The organism is Mucilaginibacter sp. UYNi724, from assembly GCF_054057495.1.
In genome coordinates, this window is sequence record NZ_JBSRZI010000001.1 from 454,217 (window position 1) to 473,686 (window position 19,470).

The following is a 19,470-nucleotide window of genomic DNA, read 5'->3' on the forward strand; positions in this document are numbered from 1 at the left end:
ACTATTTGTCTTTTAGTTTTTCAATCAGTTTCATGATCTCATCGGCCTCTTTCAGGTTAATTTTTTCCTTGTTCACAAAAAAGGAAAGGATCCTGTTTACCGAGTTGTCAAAATACCCGCTCAGCAATTTATCGGCAGCAAAGTTTTTGTATTGCTCTTTGCTTACTATAGGGTAATACTCGTGGCTTTTGCCAAAAGCATTATGGTCTACAAAGCCCTTGGTTTCCAGTATCCTAATAATGGTTGATACCGTATTGTAGGCGGGTTTCGGCTCGGGTAAAACGTCTAAAACATCTTTTACGAAGCCTTTTTCCAGCTGCCACAGCACTTGCATAATTTGTTCTTCGGCGCGGGTTAAATCTTTTATTTCCATTTAATTAAGATGATTATTATTACGTTAGTACTAAGGTATGTCATATAAACTAATTTAACAACTAAACGTTTAGTTTATTTATTATTAAACTTTTATTTGTCTATTTGGTTCTCCAAAACAACCTATTATAAATGGATATTACATTTCACGGAGCTGCCCGTAACGTAACCGGCAGCAAACACTTATTGCGCTTACAGGACGGTACAGGTATACTTTTAGATTGCGGCATGTTCCAGGGGCTTGGCGAACAAACCGAAGATATGAACGAGCACTTTGGCTTTAACCCGAAAAGGGTTGACCACCTGATACTCTCGCACGCGCACATCGATCATTGCGGGTTGATACCCCGTTTGGTCAAAGAAGGTTTTGAAGGGCCTATATATTGCACGGCTGCTACTATGGACCTAGCGAGGATCCTGCTAATGGATTCGGCCAAGATCCAGATGCAGGATGTAGAGTACAGCAACAAGCAGCGAAAAAAGAATAACCAGCCCCTGCTGGAAGCGTTATATACCGAAGAAGATGCTGTTGCCGCATTAAGCCAGTTTAAGGTAGTTGACTACCACAAGGAATACCATATTAATGAGAACCTTAAATTTAAATTTACCGATGCGGGCCACGTTTTAGGCAGTGCCGCAGTACACATTGCCGCTACCGAGAACGAAAAAAAAACATACATAACCTTTAGCGGCGATGTTGGCCGCTACGGCGATCTGCTTTTAAAAAACCCACAAACCTTCCCGCAGGCCGATTACATTTTACTGGAATCTACCTATGGAGACAGCCTGCATAAAGATATTGGCCCTATCGAGGATGCTTTATTAGAGATCATCAAACATACCTGTATCGAGAAAAAAGGGAAAGTAATTATCCCTGCGTTTAGCGTTGGCCGCACACAAGAACTTTTATATGCGCTTAATGCTTTGGAATTGAAGGGTGAACTGCCCGATGTACTTTATTATGTAGATAGCCCGCTATCAGAAAAAGCTACCCAAATATTAAAGGATCACCCCGAGGTATATAATAATGATGTTAAAGAAGTGATGAAAGTTGATGCCGACCCATTTGGGTTTAAGGGCCTGAAATTTATCCAGTCTACCGAGGAATCTATTGCTCTTAATAATGATGTAAGGCCTTGCGTTATTATATCCTCATCCGGCATGGCAGAAGCCGGGCGCGTGAAACACCACATCAAAAACAACATTAGCAATCAACAAAATACCATATTAATGGTAGGCTACGCCGAGCCAAACTCATTGGGCGGCAGGCTTGCCCGCGGCGAAAAAGAGGTACATATTTTTGGCGAACAATACCAGGTGAACGCCGAAGTGCAATCCATCAAAAGCATGAGCGCACACGGCGATTATGAGGATTTGCTTCATTTCTTATCCTGCCAGGACCCTAAGCTGGTTAAAAAACTGTTTCTGGTACATGGCGAGTATGAAGTACAGCAGCACTTTGCCGAAAAGCTAAAAGAGATAGGCTTTAACAATATTGAAATACCTTATCAGCATGAAAAGGTGGTTTTGGATTAATTTGAATATTACTTATAAAAAAGAGCCTGCTAAAGCAGGCTCTTTTTAGTTTGGATCAATTAGTTAATGCGGTGCACGGTTAAATTATCATAGTAGATATAATCTGTTGTGTTGGCTGTCCAGTAGGTTTGGCTGCCACCACGGAATGTATGGAACGTTAGCTGGTCTATCATTCTTTTAGAATCGTTGGTTGTCCAGCGGATATCCTGGTCGAGTATCACCGTGCCATTTATCACGATCTGTACGTGGCCATCGGTATTTGAGCCTGTGTTGCTTTTAATATAAAGGTGCACGTGGTACCATTGCCCTTTAACCAACGCACCGCTTGTTGGGTAGGTTTTGCCAAAAGTATCCCCAAAATTATTCCCTGACGACGGCCCGCCGTTCATATCCTTATAATACAAGTATGGCTGAAAGTAAACGCGGTTGGGGTTAGAATCGGGCGAGTACCACATCAGGCGCAAGGTGCCGCCATTGCCATCCCAAGCAGCATCGCCGCCGGTGTTGTGCTCGCCTATCCCAAAGCCAAAGCCCACTTTACCACCCCTGCTCCAGTTAAACTGGCTATTGAACTTTACGTCGTAATCCATCTCATACGCCGAGCCTGACTGCAGTACGCTATTAGCAACAAGCCCACCTGCACCAGATAATTGACCCGGAAGCAAAGTAACCCGGCTCCCTACGCCATCTTTGCCGTTGGTAGTGAAAGCACGGCTATCGTTCCAGCCGGTAATGTTACCAAAATCGGTGGTGGCCTGGCCGCTGGTGTACGTTGCCCCGTTGGTGCGGTTATTCCAGTTGATATTTAAATTGCCATTAACGGCATCCACCTTTGTTGTTCTGCCAATGGCCGATGCCTTATCCGTGGCGGTTGCAGGGGTTTTTTGTTTAGTATCCGCTTCTTTTTGGCAGGATGAAAGCATTAAACCTGTTAAAGCAAAAATCACCCCTGTTTTTAGGATCTGGTTTTTCATAATTATGATTTTTAAATTGGTTTCACATTTACACCGATACCACAATTAATTGCATAGCAAAGCCATTGTCCTTCTTTTTAAGAAAACCCACATAATTTAAAGATCACTTACCAGCCTATGGTAGTGTAGGAAACAATTGATTAAACTGCAAAGCAACAGGTATCGCTTAAATCAAATCTATTTAATTAAAGGATAATTAAATTAAACCAGGGCGGATTTATTCACGAAATCGTATTCGTAAAATTTCGCAGGTCAGGGCTTTAGTGACTTCGACATTCTCCAAAAAAACAAAAGCCCAGCATTTCTGCAAGGCTTTTAAAGGACGTTATTATTTAAATTACAATCTAAAATTAAGCAAAAAATACGGCTACCAACCCTCGGTAGAGTGGCCCGCCAGAAGCTGCACTACTATTAAAGATGCCGGCGCAAAATACACCCCGCCGCCTGTACCGCTATGCCATTGATTTGAAGTGTCGTTATCAACCCAAACCTGCCTACATCATAAAATCCGGTTACGCCAAGTTCACCGGGTAAGATATACCCACTAATATCTGCCAGTTTAACACGAGCCTGCAAATTATTAAAGGCAATATGCTTGCCTGCAATCTATACTGTAAGTACCCCAATAGATTACCTTGCTCACCTAAAAACAACAACTGGTAAAAAGCTGGTTTACCTAAACTAACCCCACCGCCAATACGGTCATAAATAACTACCGAGCCGCTGCGGGTTAGCTTTTGATACCATGTACCTCCAGTTTTAACTGCGCGTATGAATCCGAGAACTGTTTAGCCCACCAGCCATTATAAAATACGTTTTACAATGTGAGCAAATAAAAAGGGGGTAACTATATAGTTTGCCCCCTTTAATTAACTGATCAAAAAAGCATTAAAATTTATCAAAGAATAATTTAGTTTCTACCTCGTCGCCGCCAATTTTTGATGACGCGTCGTTATAATTCACAGTATTAACATTCTGCTCGCTAACCGGGTAAGTAAAGCGTGTTGGGAAACCGCTAACAGGGTTTGCAGGTGCCGCTAAAACAGGATAATCCAATCTCCTGTTCTCTATCCATGCGTCCCATCCCCTATTGTATAGGGCAAGCCATTTTTGGTAACCTATTTTTTGTTTGTAGGTGCCTGTAGCGGTAGCGTAAGCCACATTGGGCAACGCTGTGTAAGCTGTAGCATTTACCGCGCTACCACCCCAATAAATTATAGAAGCGGTTATAGCTTTAGTATAATGGTCTGCAGCAGTACCGGGTACATTGTAACCACGCTCAACAGCTTCTGCAAGGTTAAATTCTGTTTCAGAATAATCCAATAATAAGCCCGGGAAGTCTGGTGCAGTTAATTTGGTACTTGGTTTAGAGAATGCATCGTAACTATTTTTGGTGCCTGGTCTACCACCCGAATATCCACCCGACGCATCTGTAGTGAAGTACAGGGCACGCCTTGGGTCTGCTGATGTAGTTAATTGATCTATAAACGTTTTTGAAGCTATAAAATCAAGCCTACCGCTTTGTACCAGATCTACCCAAACCGGGTTGGTATTTGGTGGGTTAAGCGCAAATTTAAAATTAGCGTTATCGTCGTTGCTGGTAAATACACCTGCCGCCACGGCCGATTCTACAACAGCTTTGGCTTTGCCGTTGTTTGCATCGGCCAAAGTGATACCCATTTTTAGTTTAAAAGTATTTGCAAATAACTTCCATTTACCCACGTCGCCGCCGTAGATCTGGTCGGCATTATCCAGGCTCTGAGCTGTGGTTATGTTGGCGAGATCAGCATCTAAACGGGTAAGCAATGCTGTATAAACGGTTAAAGCGTCATCAAACTTAGGGAACTTGTTATCAATATTAAGTGCTTCGGTATAAGGGATATTGCCAAATGTAGTTACCAGGTAATAATAGGTATATACCTGCATTATATCCGCGATAGCGATATCTGTTTTAATGGCATCTGCCGATAACGTAATTGACTTTGCAAAATTTGCCTTTGACTGTTCAAAAGGTTCCAATACATCCCGGTAATAAGCATTCCATATGCCATCAGGTATCTTGTTATCCTTAATGTTATAGTTACTTTCGGTAATATAAGTAGTTTCCTGCCATTGCTGTTCTATAAGCCTGAATGTATTTAAATACACATTTGACGATGATAGCGTACTGGCTAAAGTATTTTGAGCTTGTGTAAACAATGCCGTAGCCGGTACCGACGACGGTTGCTTCGGATTATTGTTAAGGCTGGTTATATCTTTGGTGCAGGCCCCCAGAAAAAGCAAGGGTAACACTGCTGTAATTATTTTTTTCATTGAGGTAAGCATTAGAAAGTGAATTTAGCATTTAGTGAAACCGTCCTTACTGTTGGGTAAGCACCAGATTGATAACCCTGCAAGTTACCCGAGCTTAGGCTTTCCTCCGGATCTGCATAAGGCAGGTTTTTGTGAATGATCCATAAGTTGCGGCCTATTAAAGATAGGTCGATACCTTTTACAGGCCCCAGTTTAGAAACAAAACTTTGCGGGAAGCTATAAGAGATAAGCGCTTGCCTTAATTTCACGTAACCGGCATCATAAACAAATGCTGCGTTAGGGTTAGTTTCGTAACCGTACAAGCCCGAACCGGTGTTTTCTACACGCACTTTATTTGGCTGGCCGTTGGCATCAACGCCCTTAACAATAACACCACCACCTTGTGCAATTGGCAGGCGCGATGGATTGCCCAAATCGTTTAAACCCGCAGTTTCGGGATATAAACCGGTATCAAACCCGTAGTAAGTATCAAGCGAGAACACGCTACCACCTTTACGAATATCGATCAGGAAGCTAAATGTTAAATTTTTGTACCTGAATGTGTTGTTGATACCACCTATCCATTTAGCGTTGCTGTTGCCAATAACATTATTTGCCGTGCTGGTTTGTAAGTAATAACCATCATCGCCAACAACCCTTTGGCCATCTTTATAAATAAAGTCGGTACCACGTATGGTTCCCAAAGGCTGGTTTAAACTGGCGTTGATTGTTACACCACCCTGGAAAGAGCCCAGTTGCAGGTTTTGTGCCTGCTGGCCTGTTGCATCTGTAAACAGTTCTAAAACCTTACTGTTATTTTTAGTAAAGTTCAGGTCGATTTTCCATGAGAAATCTTTACTCCTTATCGGCGATCCGTTCAGCGTTAACTCGATGCCTTTGTTTTGAACCGTACCCGAGTTAAGGTAAGCCGCGCTATATCCGGTAGCCGATGATATAGTAACCGGTATGATCTGGTCAACAGTTTTATTTACATAATAAGTACCATCAAAACCTAAGCGGTTGTTAAAAAAGGATAACTCTAAACCAAACTCAGAACTACTTGTACGCTCCGGTTTTAGGGTTGGGTTATTTTTGGTTGAATTAACAACGGCCTGCGGCGCACCATTTATAGGTGTGCCTATAGTATAAGTATCAATGGTGCTATATATTGGGGCATCATTACCTACCTCGGCATAGTTAGCTCTTAACTTACCATATGATAGCCAATTGTAGTCTTTTAACAACTCAGAAAATACAAAGCCTGCTGAGATGGCCGGATAGTAATAGGCATTGTTACCTTTTGGCAGTGTTGAAGCAACATCACGTCGCAAAGTACCATCAAGCGTATATGTATTTTTCCAGGTTATAGTAGCACCTGCATATAAGCCGTTCACTTCTCTGCGCTGGTCGGCTTCTATAGGCGCATCTGGTGTGTTTACCGAGTTTGATAAAGCATAAGTACCCGGCACTATCAAGCCGCCGTTGGTTATGGCAAAAATATCCTGATAACGCTGTTTCCTGATATTTGTACCAAGCACACCTTTCAGGTTAAAATCGCCAACAGTTTTATTCGCGCTGGCTATTAAGTCAAAGTCGGTTTCGTTCCAACCTGTGTTACGCCTCGAATAACCTGAAACGCCGGTTGTACCAACAGCACGCCTTTCTTCCTGTAGCTGGTTCCAGTTATCTACCGTAACCCTACCCAAAATATTTAACCAGCTTGTAGCTTTATAATTTAACGATACATTGCCAAAATAGCGGTTACGGCTGTCCGTTTCAAAATTTTGATAACGGCCAAAGTATGGGTTATCCCAGTAAATGGCAGTTGGGTTATCAAAGTTGCTTAGGTTCCAGGTAGCGTTACCGTTTTCGCCTTGTGCAAGGCTATTGTAATACGCGTTTTTCAATTGTTTAATATCGGTATTAACCTGCCACCACTGCCTAAAGTTACCTACAACGTTTTCAGATTGGTAACCTGTTCCGTAACGGCCCAAGCCATCGGTACGGGTATAATCGATAGAAGCTGCGGCAGTTAATTTATTGGTGATATTGTATGATCCCGAAAAGTTAATAGCGTTTTTAAGTATATTGCTGTTTGGAAGAATGCCCGTATCGTTATTACGGGTATAACCTAATTTGAACGAGCCGTTATCGCTGCCATTAGTAATAAATAAACTTTGGCTGTTTGATATAGGTTTTTCAAAGAAAGTACTTGGATCATTAGCTGCAGCTACCCAGGGGGTTGCCTGGCCGTAGGTAGACAACCCTTTGTAAAAAGCGTTCCATTGGTAAACTTTTAAGTTTGGGTCAAAAGCAGCACCATATGATGCATCTTCGGTTAATGGGGTAACCAAATCTGGCTTGCCATCGCCGTTTACATCCCTGTACCAGAAGTACCCGGTTGGGTCTTCGTAACCCGGCCCGTAGCCACCGCCATATTCTTTTTGATATTTAGTAAAGGTTGATTTATCAATAGCCCCTACACCTACACCTGTATTAAAAACAATGCCTAAACCCTTTTTAGCTTTTTTAGTAGTAATAAGAATTACACCGTTAGAACCCTGTGAACCATATAGCGCGCTTGCAGCCGCACCCTTTAGTACTGTAATGGATTCGATGTTGTCGGGGTTGATATCCTGTATTGGGCTACCGTAATCATACCCGCCACGCCCGCTTCTTTGATCTGCAGAGTTAATAGTTGAGCCGGAAGGTGCGCCATTATTAAAAGGTACACCATCTACTACAAATAATGCCTGGTTTGAATTAGCTATAGATTTTGCACCACGTATAACAACGTTTGTTGAAGAACCCAACCCATTATTTTGTCTAATCTCAAGCCCGGATACTTTACCTGACAAACCTTCGACAAAATTTGAAGAACGGGTTTTGCTAACTTCTTCGCCCGACACCTGCTGGGCCGCGTAGGCCTGTTGGTTACGTGTACGGGTTAAACCAAGTGCACCGGTTACCACAACCTCGCCAAGTTGCCTTGCCGATGGTACAAGCAATACATTCAGCACAGGGCCTGTTACTGTTAACTCTTGTGGTGTATAACCAAGAAAACTAAATGTTAAAATGGCGCCGTTTGGTACCGATAGTGAGAATTTACCACTGGCATCGGTTTGTGTACCTGTAGAAGTACCCTTAACACCGACGCTTGCGCCTATAACGGCCAATCCGTCATCTTTGCCAGTAACCTTTCCGGTTACCGCAATGTTTTGTGCCTGCAAAAGTGATATACCATACCACATTAAGCAAAGCGTTGTGAGGAGAAATTTTTACATAAATAGAGTGTTTGTTTTTACAATTAGAATTTCGGCATATGTAGTTGTTATTTAAAAGTTAAATTTAGAATAATTTTTATGGAATTTTTAACCAAAGCAATACTTTATTTAAAGTTTATCAACCAAAATAAACTTTGGACAGGTAATTTTAAGTCGAAAGCATTAATATTGTTACAGAGCAGCATTGCCCAATTACGCTAGCTGCTTTAGAAAAAGTGCGGTTATTGATGGCTAAAGCGAAGCTTGTCTTTAAAGGCAACGATAAAATATAATTGTATGTAGTGAATGAATTAAAGAAACTCCCAGGCACCTCCAGCAGAGTTGGGGGTTAGGTTTGGTAATGTTTACTGAACCTGACCTTTCTTATTATTTGAAGTCAGCATTTGCGGCTTGCATTAATGGCATATTAAATGCGTTTCGCTACCCTTTTGTAGAGCGCCAAACAAAATAGAAGTCCCAAAAAAGCTAACCCACATCCTATATATTCCGGGGATGTATAGCCAAAGCCCGCCGCTATGGGAAGACCACCCAGATAAGCCCCCAACGCGTTACCAAAATTTGAAGTAGCCTGAAGAACAGACGAAGCCAGCATTTCGGCCCCTTTTGCTACTTGCATGATAAGGATTTGCATAGGTGCTATTACAGCGAAGCCAACGGCCCCTGTTATAAAGGTCATGGCAACAACGGGTAACTAATAACGGGCGATTAATGCAAAGGCAGTTAAGCTGAGCATCATAGTAAGTAATAAAACGCCAGTAGTAACTAATGGCGAATAACGGTCTGCCAGGCGGCCGCCAATAAAGTTACCTGCGGCCATACCCAGGCCAATGATGACCATGATCACCGTAACCATACTGCCGCTAAACTCGGCAACGTGGGTCATAACGGGCGCAATGTAGCTGACCCAGGCGAAAAAACCACCCGTTCCAATGGCCGAGATTCCTATAACCATCCATAAATCCGCTTTTCCAAAAATGCTAAGGCTGTCTTTAAAACTTGTTGCCCCTGTCGGTTTAAGGGGCGGAAGCCATAACCGAATGCAGAATATGGCGATCAAAGCAAATAGCGCAACCAGGCCAAAAGAAAATCGCCAGCTAAAGTCATGCCCTATATACGTTCCCAGTGGGACACCGATAATATTAGCAACAGTAAGTCCGGCAAACATCACCGATACGGATCGTGCCTCCCGTCCAGGCTCCGCCAGCCTGCTCGCTACTACTGCGCCCATGCCGAAAAGAGCGCCATGCGGCAACCCGGCCAGAAAACGTGCAGTCAGCAATAAACCATACGTGGGTGCGATAGCAAAGAGCCCGTTAAATACAAACACCATCATCATCAGCCCAATCAATACTTTTTTTGGTGGAAAATTTCCTGCCAAACCAACCATCAACGGCGCACCTATCACTACGCCTAAGGCGTATATTGATATCAGGTGTCCTGCTTCTGGAATAGAGACATTTAGCGTTCTGGAAACATCAGGAAGCACGCCCATCATCAAAAATTCGGTCATGCCGATGCTCAGTCCGCCAATTAGCAGCGAAACCAGACTAAGTTTAATAAGCGGGCTTTTGTCTTTATTATTCACCATTTATATTTCGCTATTCTATCTCCGGCTGCAAAGAAACATGGAATACAGTTATGGTGCAATAACTCATCCAATTATATGTAAATTTTGCAACTTTTCACCCTAATCAACCAGGCTTCGACCAGACGTGTAACGGGGAGCACTTATCCCACAATGATTTTAAGATAAAGGGGCAGGGGCATTGTGTAACCAGTTCAAATGGGCTGAACTAATCAAAAAGGCAGACGATGAGCAAGAAAGAGACCGCGAAACTATTAGCAGCACAAACAGCCGGACAAGAGAAACCTATGGAGCACTTACAGGCATGGGTTTGATATAAGTGACGACATCGATGATGAAGCCATTCATAGCAGGAACAGGCAAAAAAAAAACAGGCAAGAGCGAATACGAGATAGCCGATCGCTTCGGCAGCCGGCTGCTTTCGCAAAATTAGCATCGCAGAAAATAGTAAAGGGTGTATAAATCCAATGATAGGATCGGGGCCCTTGACAGTTTCCCTGCTTGCTGCTCAGGTTTTTTTAAGCCCTGCAATGCCTTGGTGTGTTTTTACCTGTCGTGATTGAGGGGAAGGTTCAATCATTCCCCTGTCACACAAAGTCAATTCCGAATTTGACTACCTCCGTTAGCTAATATACGAAGGCGATTTGATGTCTAAAAGTTATTGTCGAAGTTTGAGCTGTTATAACCGCTACGCAGCTTGTACAATTCTTACTTGATCTTTTCCGCAATTTAACAATAAGTTAATACTGATAATCTACCTTTATACAAAGATTTATTGCCTTATATTATCAGATAGGCAACCGGAGCCCGCCTTGTTTTTTTTAATATTTATTTTGCAACAGGCTTATTATTTAATCAAAGTCCGGCAGTTGAATTTAATTCGCGTTAACTATGTCACCAAGAAAAATCCTATACCTATGCGCCATATTCTTTACATATAGCAGGTTAGTACAAGCCCAAGATCTAGCCACGGTTGAAAGTAAAAGAGTAAGACTTCCAAACGGATGGTCATTAACACCAGTCGGCAAAAGCTTGCCGCTTGGAGATTTGCCTTTAAATATTGCGGTAAGCAAGAGTCACCGTTACGCTGCGGTTACAAACAATGGGCAAAGTGTTCAGACCATTCAGCTATTGGATGCCAAAACCGACCGGGAACTAGATAAGGTATTGATAAGTAAGGCTTGGGGAGGCTTGGTCTTCAGCACAGACGATCAATCGCTATACGCCTCCGGTGGCGATAATAACTGGATTATCCGGTATGCTATTACCAATGATAAGCTGGTGGCAGCCGATACCATTAAGCTTGGCGACGCCTGGAGTAAAAAGTCTAATTCGACATCTATTTCACCTACAGGCCTGGCGCTTGACGATAAGCGGGGAATTCTATACGTAGTTACTAAGCTTAATAACAGCCTTTACGTTGTGGACCTTAAAACGAAAACCATCCGGCAGCAGATCAAACTACGCAGCGATGCTTATAGCTGTCTGTTGTCGCCCGATCTGTCAAAACTGTATATCAGTCTTTGGGGCGACGATAAAGTAGCCATATTTGATACGAAGGTAAACAAGTTGCTTAACGCTGTAGCTGTAGGCGATAATCCTAACGACTTATGTATATCGCGTAATGGGAAATATCTATTTGTGGCTAATGCCAACGATAACACAGTATCGGTAATTGACGCACAAAAAGTGAAAGTACTCGAAACGCTTAATACAGCTGTGTCTCCTACAACGCTTAGCGGAACAACCAGTAACTCAGTAGCTTTAAGCAAAGACGATAAAACTTTATATATTGCCAACGCCGATAATAATTGTCTGGCTGTGTTTGATGTATCAAAACCAGGATCCAGTAAGTCACTTGGGTTTGTACCAACAGGCTGGTTTCCAAGTGTCGTGCGAGTTATAGATAATAAACTGTATATCGCCAATGCTAAGGGCTTTTCGTCCCTTCCTAATCCGCACGGACCTAATCCGGCGGCTAAAAATCAAACTGTTTTGTCGCATGCCGGAGATCCTTTTCAGCCGTTGCGGACTGAATATATTGGCGGCGGGTTATTAATGGGCACACTAACCATCATTCCCGCACCAAGCGAAAAGGCACTGTCAGTGTATTCACAAGCCGTAGTTCACAACACACCGTACCATCGGGAGCAGCAAACGGATGCTGATGGAGAAGCTGGAAACCCTGTGCCGGTTAAAGTGGGCGCTGGATCACCAATTAAATATGTCTTCTATATTATTCAGGAAAACCGAACCTATGATCAGGTGCTTTCCGATATGCCCAAGGGCAATGGAGATACCAGCCTGCTGCTATTCGGTAAGCACATTACACCTAACCATCATGCACTTGCAGAAAACTTTGTGCTGCTGGACAATTTTTATGTAGATGGTGAGGTTAGTGCCGATGGGCATAACTGGAGCCTTGGAGCATACGCAACCGACTACATGGAAAAGAACTGGCCTACCAGTTACGGCAATCGTGGGCCGGGGGCCATCGGCCTGACTGGCAAAAACAAGCTATACATTTGGGATCAGGCTAATCGTTCCAATATTTCATTTCGCACTTACGGCGAATTTATCAACGCGGACAATACACCTCAAATACCTGTATTAAAAGATCATTTTGCTAAGGCGTATCCTACCCGGGACCTGCGTGACCCGGATACACTGCGATACCAGGCATGGGAGCATGATTTTGACTCATTAATGCGCAGTAATGCTCTACCCAGGCTAAGCACCTTGCGCATGCTATCTGACCATACTGAAGGCACCACTGCCGGCAGGCCTACACCTTTTGCTCATGTTGCTGATAATGACCTGGCTGTTGGCCGCGTGGTAGAACATATCGCCAAAAGCCCGATATGGGAAAACAGCGTGATCTTTATTGTTGAAGATGACGCACAAAATGGGCCAGACCACGTAGATGCCCATCGTTCGCCTGCCTATATTGCTGGCGGCTTTGTAAAGCGCAATTTTGTCGATCATACGATGTACTCTACTTCATCTGTGCTTCGTACTATTGAACTGATACTTGGTTTGCCGCCTATGACCCAGTATGACGCATCAGCTACAGCTATGTGGCGTTGTTTTAGTAAAACACCAACTAGCGCAACGTTTAAAAGCCTGCCATCTAATATCAACCTTAATGAACTAAACCCTAAAGGCACGAAATTAGCGGCTATGGCTAAAGGTCTTGACTTCTCTGCAGTTGACCGTGTACCTGACGAAATCATGAACACGATGATATGGAAAGCGATCAAAGGAGAAAATGCAACTGTTCCTTCACCTGTACGCGCAGCCTTTGTAAAGGCCATCACCAAAGCGGATGACGACGATTAATGAAAACATGTTATTATTCTTCCCAAGAGCTTAACCCCCTCCAAAGTGGTTGGACTTTGTCCCGCCTCTTGTATATTTTATGACAAGTAGCCAGCTTTATTCGCTTAAGGCTTTATCTGGTGGTATTATCGAACAATGGTAGTATATCGCGGTGGAGTTTTTACTAAATATTAACGGTAAAACAACGCTGCAAAAATAACGGTGGATGCGCCGTTGGGGGTAGCCGGAATGATAGATCTTGAATTGATCCTGTTGGCAGTTTTCATTATTTATCAAGATCGGATTTAATATAAAGTTACAGAAACCTTAACTCGCAGGTTATATTTAAAGGCGTACTTGCACACCATTAATTACCGATGAAGCATATTTTTTTTTCAATATTTTTTCTGATAATTGCCATTGCAGGCTTTACCCAAAATATTGCACCAAGCCGTAATTACAAACTAATTACAGGTGGTGATTGGGTTAAAGCCAAAAACTATTATCTTCTTACATTATTAGAGCAGGATAAAGAAACCGCTGCGCTTTTAAAAACCGACGCTATTTTATCTAAAATCACCCGAGATAAGGTTGCCAACCTGCAAACATCACTTGCTAATTGTAAAGATGCATCGTGCCTGCCCCTTGTATTTAAATTTACAGATGAAGAAATACAAATTGTAAGCAACCGGCTTAGTGCGCTTTATAAAACCGGCAACGCACTTGATCGGCTTGTGAAAACCCAAATAATGCCATCCGGTACTTATTATTTATATAACGATTTAACGCCTGTGGAACTATTGGTAAAGGCCTGGCAGCAGGATGCCGCCGCCATAAATTATACAATAGCCGTATATGCCGAAGGTAAAAAGCCAAATTATGCCGCAATTGATTCCATTAGTTTTAACGTAAAAGCTAAAGCATACTATATATTGATGTATGATTGCAGCACAGTAGTACTACAGGATGTTAAAACCGCCCGCCTGTTTTTTGAACCTGCGCTGCAGGCAGCGTTAACTTATTTAGAGGTGAATGAACGCCGTGACGCTGCCAATTTTGAACCCATGACCACGACAGTTAATCAAATGGCTTATAACCGGGTGAAACTGATTGAGTGGGATAAATATCCGTATTCGCACATATTGGTACCAGGTGCCGGACCTGACAATTTAACCTCGCCCCTAAGTGGCGAGGGAATGCTGCGCTGCCGTTTAGCTGCAACGCAATACCGTTTAGGAAGGGCGCCTTTTATTGTAGTTTCCGGCGGAAGTGTACACCCGTTTAAAACCAAATATAACGAAGCTCAGGAAATGAAGACGTACTTAATAAAAGCGCTGCATATTCCGGATAATGCTATCATTATTGACCCACATGCGCGGCATACCACAACCAACATTCGTAATGATGCCCGGTTGATATTCAGATATGGTATTCCCTTTAACAAACCCGGTTATATTGTTACGGATAAGTACCAAGCCGATTTTATAATGACCATGGCTGACAGATGCCAAAAAGAACTAGGTTACGTGCCTTACAAACTGGGCAAGCGCATATCAGAAACCGAATTGGAGTTTTACCCCAATATTGAATCGTTGCAAATAGATGCAGATGAACCACTTGACCCATAGCACTTATGATGAATAAATATATCGTGTGTGTCACTCTGGTTGCCTTAGCTACAGTTGCTTTTGTAAGTGATAAATATGCTACTAAACTCAATCGTGCCATAACTATTGATTCGTTAGGTGCCTGCCAGGGTGTATCTTACCAAAAAGGCCGCATCTTTTTATATGGCGACCGCGATGTTGGGATAATACGCGAATATAAGATGGTTCATGATAGCCTGACATATCAGCGTAAAGAAGTGAAACTTACACAAAGCGGGCAGGATGTAATAAACCACCCCACAGGGATTGCTTACAATGGCAGCAGCCCTGTTTTTATAGGTAATTCTATCCGGCTGAACACCGAAGGCACTAAGTGGCGGGCTGTTATTTACTGTGTGGACTGGAGCGGCTTGTTAAAAACCGGTACGCTTGATGGCAACCTGATTAATACCATTGAGGACGATGCCTGCATACAAGGCACCCGCCCCGAATATGTAAAGTATAACAAGAAATGGTACGTAGCCACAGCCGATTATGGCGACCATGGCAATGAAGTGCGTTTACTTGACCCTGAAAAATTAAAAAATGCCTCAAAAACAAGCAATGCAGGTGTTGTTTACAAAAAGTTTACATGTAGCCCATGGGTACAAAACCTGCACTGGATAGCCGATAAAGGTGTATTAGTGCTTGTGCAAAACAAAATAGAAGGCCGCCAGTGGCGCTTTACTTACATTGATTTAAAAAAGTCGATAGAAGCTGGCAAACAGGTTATTATAAGCCAGGCCGACAATATAGACCGGGGCGATGAATTGGAAGGTTTTGCGTTTACTGGTAATAAGGGCATAGGTGTAGCGGTCACCTCATCACGGAAGAACAATGTGAATTTCGTATCTATCGTCAATTAACCTTTGGGCACAATGGTTAATACAATCTTAATTTTTAAGTAGCATTGGCTTAAGATAGCACGTGTAATTTTGTTGCGGGAATCTTATTAATAACACCGCCTTGTTGTCATTATTTTAATGATAGGTATGGATTGTTGTGAAGTCCCAATATGGTTACCCTTAATCTCAGTGCCTATGTAATACGCTCAACTCATTCAATGGCAACAATTTAAACCGGTAGCTGCGCTAATAATACTCCGGCGAAACAATCGTTAGTCCGTCCACCAAAGGGATATAATTTTTAGTGTCATTTCTCTCACAATCAATTTTTTAAATATGAATAAAAGGATTACTCATGATCTTTTAGGCAGGTTTTTGTTAAAACCGGTTTTACTTTTAATGATCATGGTGCAGGCGCTTAATGTAAGCGCTGCAAATACTTATAAAAGGATAATACACCAGGCGGTACAGGTTAACGGTACCGTAACAGACGAAAATAATTTGATCTTGCCAGGCGTATCAGTACGGGTAAAAAACACCACCCAAGGTGTAACCACTGATGCTAATGGTAAATACATCATTTCAGCAGAACAAGGCTCGACATTAGTATTCTCTTTTATTGGTTACTTATCGCAAGAGGTACCTGTAACGTCGGCCGTTACTATCAATATAAAGCTTATGCCACAGGCCAATATGCTTCACGAGGTTGTAGCTATTGGTTACCAAACCATTCGCAAAAGTGATGTTACCGGTTCAATCTCCAGCGTTAAAGCAAGCGATCTGAACTTGTCTGCACCAAACTTAGGGCAGGCGCTGGTGGGCAAGGTGTCAGGTGTGCAAATCTCCCAAACAGGCGGCGCGCCATATACCAGCCCCAAAATTAGGGTTAGGGGTGTAGGATCGTTTAACGCCAGTTCAGATCCTTTGTATGTTATTGACGGTTTTCCGGCAGGTAACGATATTTATATTAACCCGGATGATATAGAAAGTATAGATATCTTAAAAGATGCTGCTTCTGCCGCTATTTACGGTTCGCGCGCCTCTGGCGGTGTGGTATTAATCACCACCAAAAAAGGTAAAGAGGGTAAAGGCAAGTTCGAGTATAGTGTTCAAACTGGTATTGACCAGCTTGCCCATAAGGTAAAACTGCTTAATGCAGATCAGGCCGCTTTATTGGTTATTGATGGTCGTAACAACGCCTATCACGACCTTTGGGTTAACACCGGCCATACCTGGACCGATGCCATGTATTCTGATAACAATGCTACCCGCGTCAGTAACGTAGGTAATACAGGCAGCGTAAGTATCCCGGATGGTTTATATGATTTTACTTCGCAAAGCCCGGTTAAGCAAACGGTAAACACCGATTGGCAGGATGAACTGTATCGCAATGCGATTTTCCAAAAGCACAACCTATCATTTTCAGGTGCATCAAACGGTATCCGTTACTTTGTAAGCGGTGCATACCAAAAGCAAGATGGAATTATTATCGGTACAGGCCAAAACCGGGTAAACTTCCGTACTAATGTTGATGGTGATGTAAGCAAGAGGATCCATATTGGTGCAAATATATCTTACACTCAAAATAATAACAGGGAAACCCAGGAAGGCCGTTTTGACCACAGCCCTATTCTTGGCGCGCTTATTTACATGCCTTACCTGCCTGCTTATAATGCCGACGGCTCTTATCAAACAAATGTTGAGGCGGCCGGTTCAACGCAATATGGCTACCAGGGTATTGAAAACCCGCTTGCACTTGCCGATCGTATAAAAATTACAAGGAAAGGGTATCGTAGCCAGTACTTTGCCAATGCAACTTACTATATATTGCCAGGCTTTAATTTTAAGACCAACCTGGGTACACAAACCTACACCGAAAAGTATGATTATTACTATCCAACTACATTAAGTAGCGGTGCATTCGCTCCGGGATCACAACAATCGATACTCGCTGCCAATGCAATAGCATCAAACCTTACTACGCTTGACAGGCTTGCCGAATTCACCTTAAATTATAACAAACAGTTTGGTAAACACCATTTTGATGCCCTGGCCGGCTACACTGCACAACGTGTTACCAGCGATTATATAAGTGTAAAGGCAAACGGTTTTCAAAATGATAATATTCCGGAAATATCAAACAAAGGTGCGCTGGCGGCTAACTTTAGCTTAAATTCGGCTAACAAGAGTGCTTATACCTTGCTGTCTTATCTTAGCCGCGCTAACTATAATTATGCAGGTAAATATTATTTAACTGCGTCGTTCCGTGCCGATGGTTCATCCCGTTTTGGCCCGGCAAATAAATACGGGTATTTCCCATCAGTAGCAGCGGGCTGGGGTTTATCTGAAGAAGACTTCTATCACAACTTCCTTGGCGATCAGTCTACCGTTAAACTGCGTGCAAGCTGGGGTAAAAGCGGCAACTTCAACATCCCTAACTATGCTATCCAGCAAACACTGGGAACGCCATCCGGTGCTGTGTTAAACGGCGGGACGGCAACAGCAACCTTCCCGGGTGGTATTAAAGATAACGCGCTAAGCTGGGAAACCACTTCACAATATAATTTAGGTGCTGATATCGGTTTGTTTAAAGGCCGCCTATCTATCATCGCAAACTATTACTTAAGTTACTCTTATAACTTATTGTATAACCAGCCAATTTCTGCAATATCCGGCAGTACAACTATTTTAACCAACCTGCGTGATTCAAAGATCCGCAACACCGGTTTTGATTTACAGTTAGATGGGAAAATCATCAGCAATAAAGATTTTACTTTTGGTGCGAGCGGTAACATTTCATTGAACCGTAACAAGGTTGTAAAGCTGCCTGCTAAAAACACGCTTATTATTAACGGTGCAGAGCGCTCATACCTTACCAGCATTACTACCGAAGGGCAGCCTATTGGTATGTTTTACGGTTTAAAAGTTGGTGGTATAATTACTGCTGACAATCTGGGTAAAACAGCGCCTTCGGCTTCACAAACAAACCCCGCCAAAATAGGCGATCTGTGGTTTGTAGATACAAATAAGGACGGTGTGGTAAACGATGCTGATAAATCCATCATTGGTACGCCATATGCAAAGTTTACTTACGGCTTTGCAATCAATAGTACCTATCATCATTTGGATGCCAGCGCATCTTTTAATGGTTCATATGGTAACCAGATTCTTGATGGCCAAGATTATTACTTGTATAACTTGGAAGGGTCAGGTAACCAATATGCTGATGTAGCTAATCGTTATAGAAACGCTGCTGAACCGGGTAATGGTACTGTTTACCGTGCATCACGTGCAGGTACACAAAGTAACAGCACACGTTTATCAACCTTTTACCTGCAAAATGGCTCTTATCTACGTTGTACCAACATCACTTTGGGTTACAGCCTGCCTGGTATTTTACAAAATACTTTGGGTATAAGTAAAGCGCGCATATATGCAAGTGTTGTAAACGCATTTACGATAACCAAATACAAAGGCTATAACCCGGATGTTGATTATAACTACTCCGGCGCTGCAACAAACAGCACCCAGCCGGTCAACCTTGCTCCGGGTATAGATTATGGCGCTTATCCGCTGGTTAGGTCTTTCAACTTAGGAGTTAATGTTACTTTTTAATTA

At 42.8% G+C, this 19,470-nt stretch carries 11 protein-coding genes; 5 read left to right on the forward strand and 6 right to left on the reverse strand.

From position 1 onward, the window contains the following. Position 1 precedes the first annotated feature (1 nt). Positions 2-373: a BlaI/MecI/CopY family transcriptional regulator gene (locus tag ACVW0P_RS01995; RefSeq protein ID WP_322229134.1), complete on the reverse strand. Its 372-nt coding sequence runs from the start codon at positions 371-373 to the stop codon at positions 2-4. Between the two features lie 131 nt (positions 374-504). Between ACVW0P_RS01995 and ACVW0P_RS02000 the strand changes: the two genes are divergently transcribed. Beyond that, positions 505-1,908, forward strand: a complete 1,404-nt coding sequence (locus tag ACVW0P_RS02000) for an MBL fold metallo-hydrolase RNA specificity domain-containing protein (protein ID WP_457130595.1) — start codon at positions 505-507, stop codon at positions 1,906-1,908. Between the two features lie 59 nt (positions 1,909-1,967). On the opposite strand, the gene ACVW0P_RS02005 is transcribed toward ACVW0P_RS02000, so the two are convergent. The 5 genes from ACVW0P_RS02005 to ACVW0P_RS02025 all read right to left on the reverse strand — a co-directional run bounded on the left by ACVW0P_RS02005 (position 1,968) and on the right by ACVW0P_RS02025 (position 10,046). Then, positions 1,968-2,882, reverse strand: a complete 915-nt coding sequence (locus ACVW0P_RS02005) for a polysaccharide lyase (protein ID WP_457130596.1) — start codon at positions 2,880-2,882, stop codon at positions 1,968-1,970. Between the two features lie 888 nt (positions 2,883-3,770). Beyond that, entirely contained in the window at positions 3,771-5,195 is a 1,425-nt protein-coding gene (locus ACVW0P_RS02010) for a SusD/RagB family nutrient-binding outer membrane lipoprotein (RefSeq protein ID WP_457130597.1), read from the reverse strand. 11 nt (positions 5,196-5,206) lie between these two features. After that, positions 5,207-8,425, reverse strand: coding sequence for a SusC/RagA family TonB-linked outer membrane protein (locus ACVW0P_RS02015; protein WP_457130598.1), 3,219 nt, complete (start codon positions 8,423-8,425; stop codon positions 5,207-5,209). A gap of 439 nt (positions 8,426-8,864) precedes the next feature. Next, entirely contained in the window at positions 8,865-9,074 is a 210-nt protein-coding gene (locus ACVW0P_RS02020; protein WP_457130599.1) for a hypothetical protein, read from the reverse strand. Positions 9,075-9,149: 75 nt separating this feature from the next. Then, the gene (locus ACVW0P_RS02025; protein ID WP_457130600.1) at positions 9,150-10,046 is read right to left on the reverse strand and encodes an MFS transporter; all 897 of its coding nucleotides are present in this window, start codon (positions 10,044-10,046) and stop codon (positions 9,150-9,152) included. A gap of 888 nt (positions 10,047-10,934) precedes the next feature. On the opposite strand from ACVW0P_RS02025, the gene ACVW0P_RS02030 reads away from it, so the two are divergent. The 4 genes from ACVW0P_RS02030 (at position 10,935) to ACVW0P_RS02045 (ending at position 19,467) form a co-directional block, all read left to right on the forward strand. Next, a complete protein-coding gene (locus ACVW0P_RS02030; RefSeq protein WP_457130601.1) occupies positions 10,935-13,382 on the forward strand; it encodes a bifunctional YncE family protein/alkaline phosphatase family protein in 2,448 nt (815 codons plus the stop codon). A gap of 356 nt (positions 13,383-13,738) precedes the next feature. Continuing rightward, positions 13,739-14,989: a YdcF family protein gene (locus ACVW0P_RS02035; protein ID WP_457130602.1), complete on the forward strand. Its 1,251-nt coding sequence runs from the start codon at positions 13,739-13,741 to the stop codon at positions 14,987-14,989. A 5-nt stretch (positions 14,990-14,994) separates the two neighbouring features. Beyond that, a complete protein-coding gene (locus ACVW0P_RS02040; RefSeq protein WP_457130603.1) occupies positions 14,995-15,873 on the forward strand; it encodes a hypothetical protein in 879 nt (292 codons plus the stop codon). A 315-nt stretch (positions 15,874-16,188) separates the two neighbouring features. Beyond that, a complete protein-coding gene (locus ACVW0P_RS02045; RefSeq protein WP_457130604.1) occupies positions 16,189-19,467 on the forward strand; it encodes a SusC/RagA family TonB-linked outer membrane protein in 3,279 nt (1,092 codons plus the stop codon). The last annotated feature ends 3 nt before the right edge of the window (positions 19,468-19,470 follow it).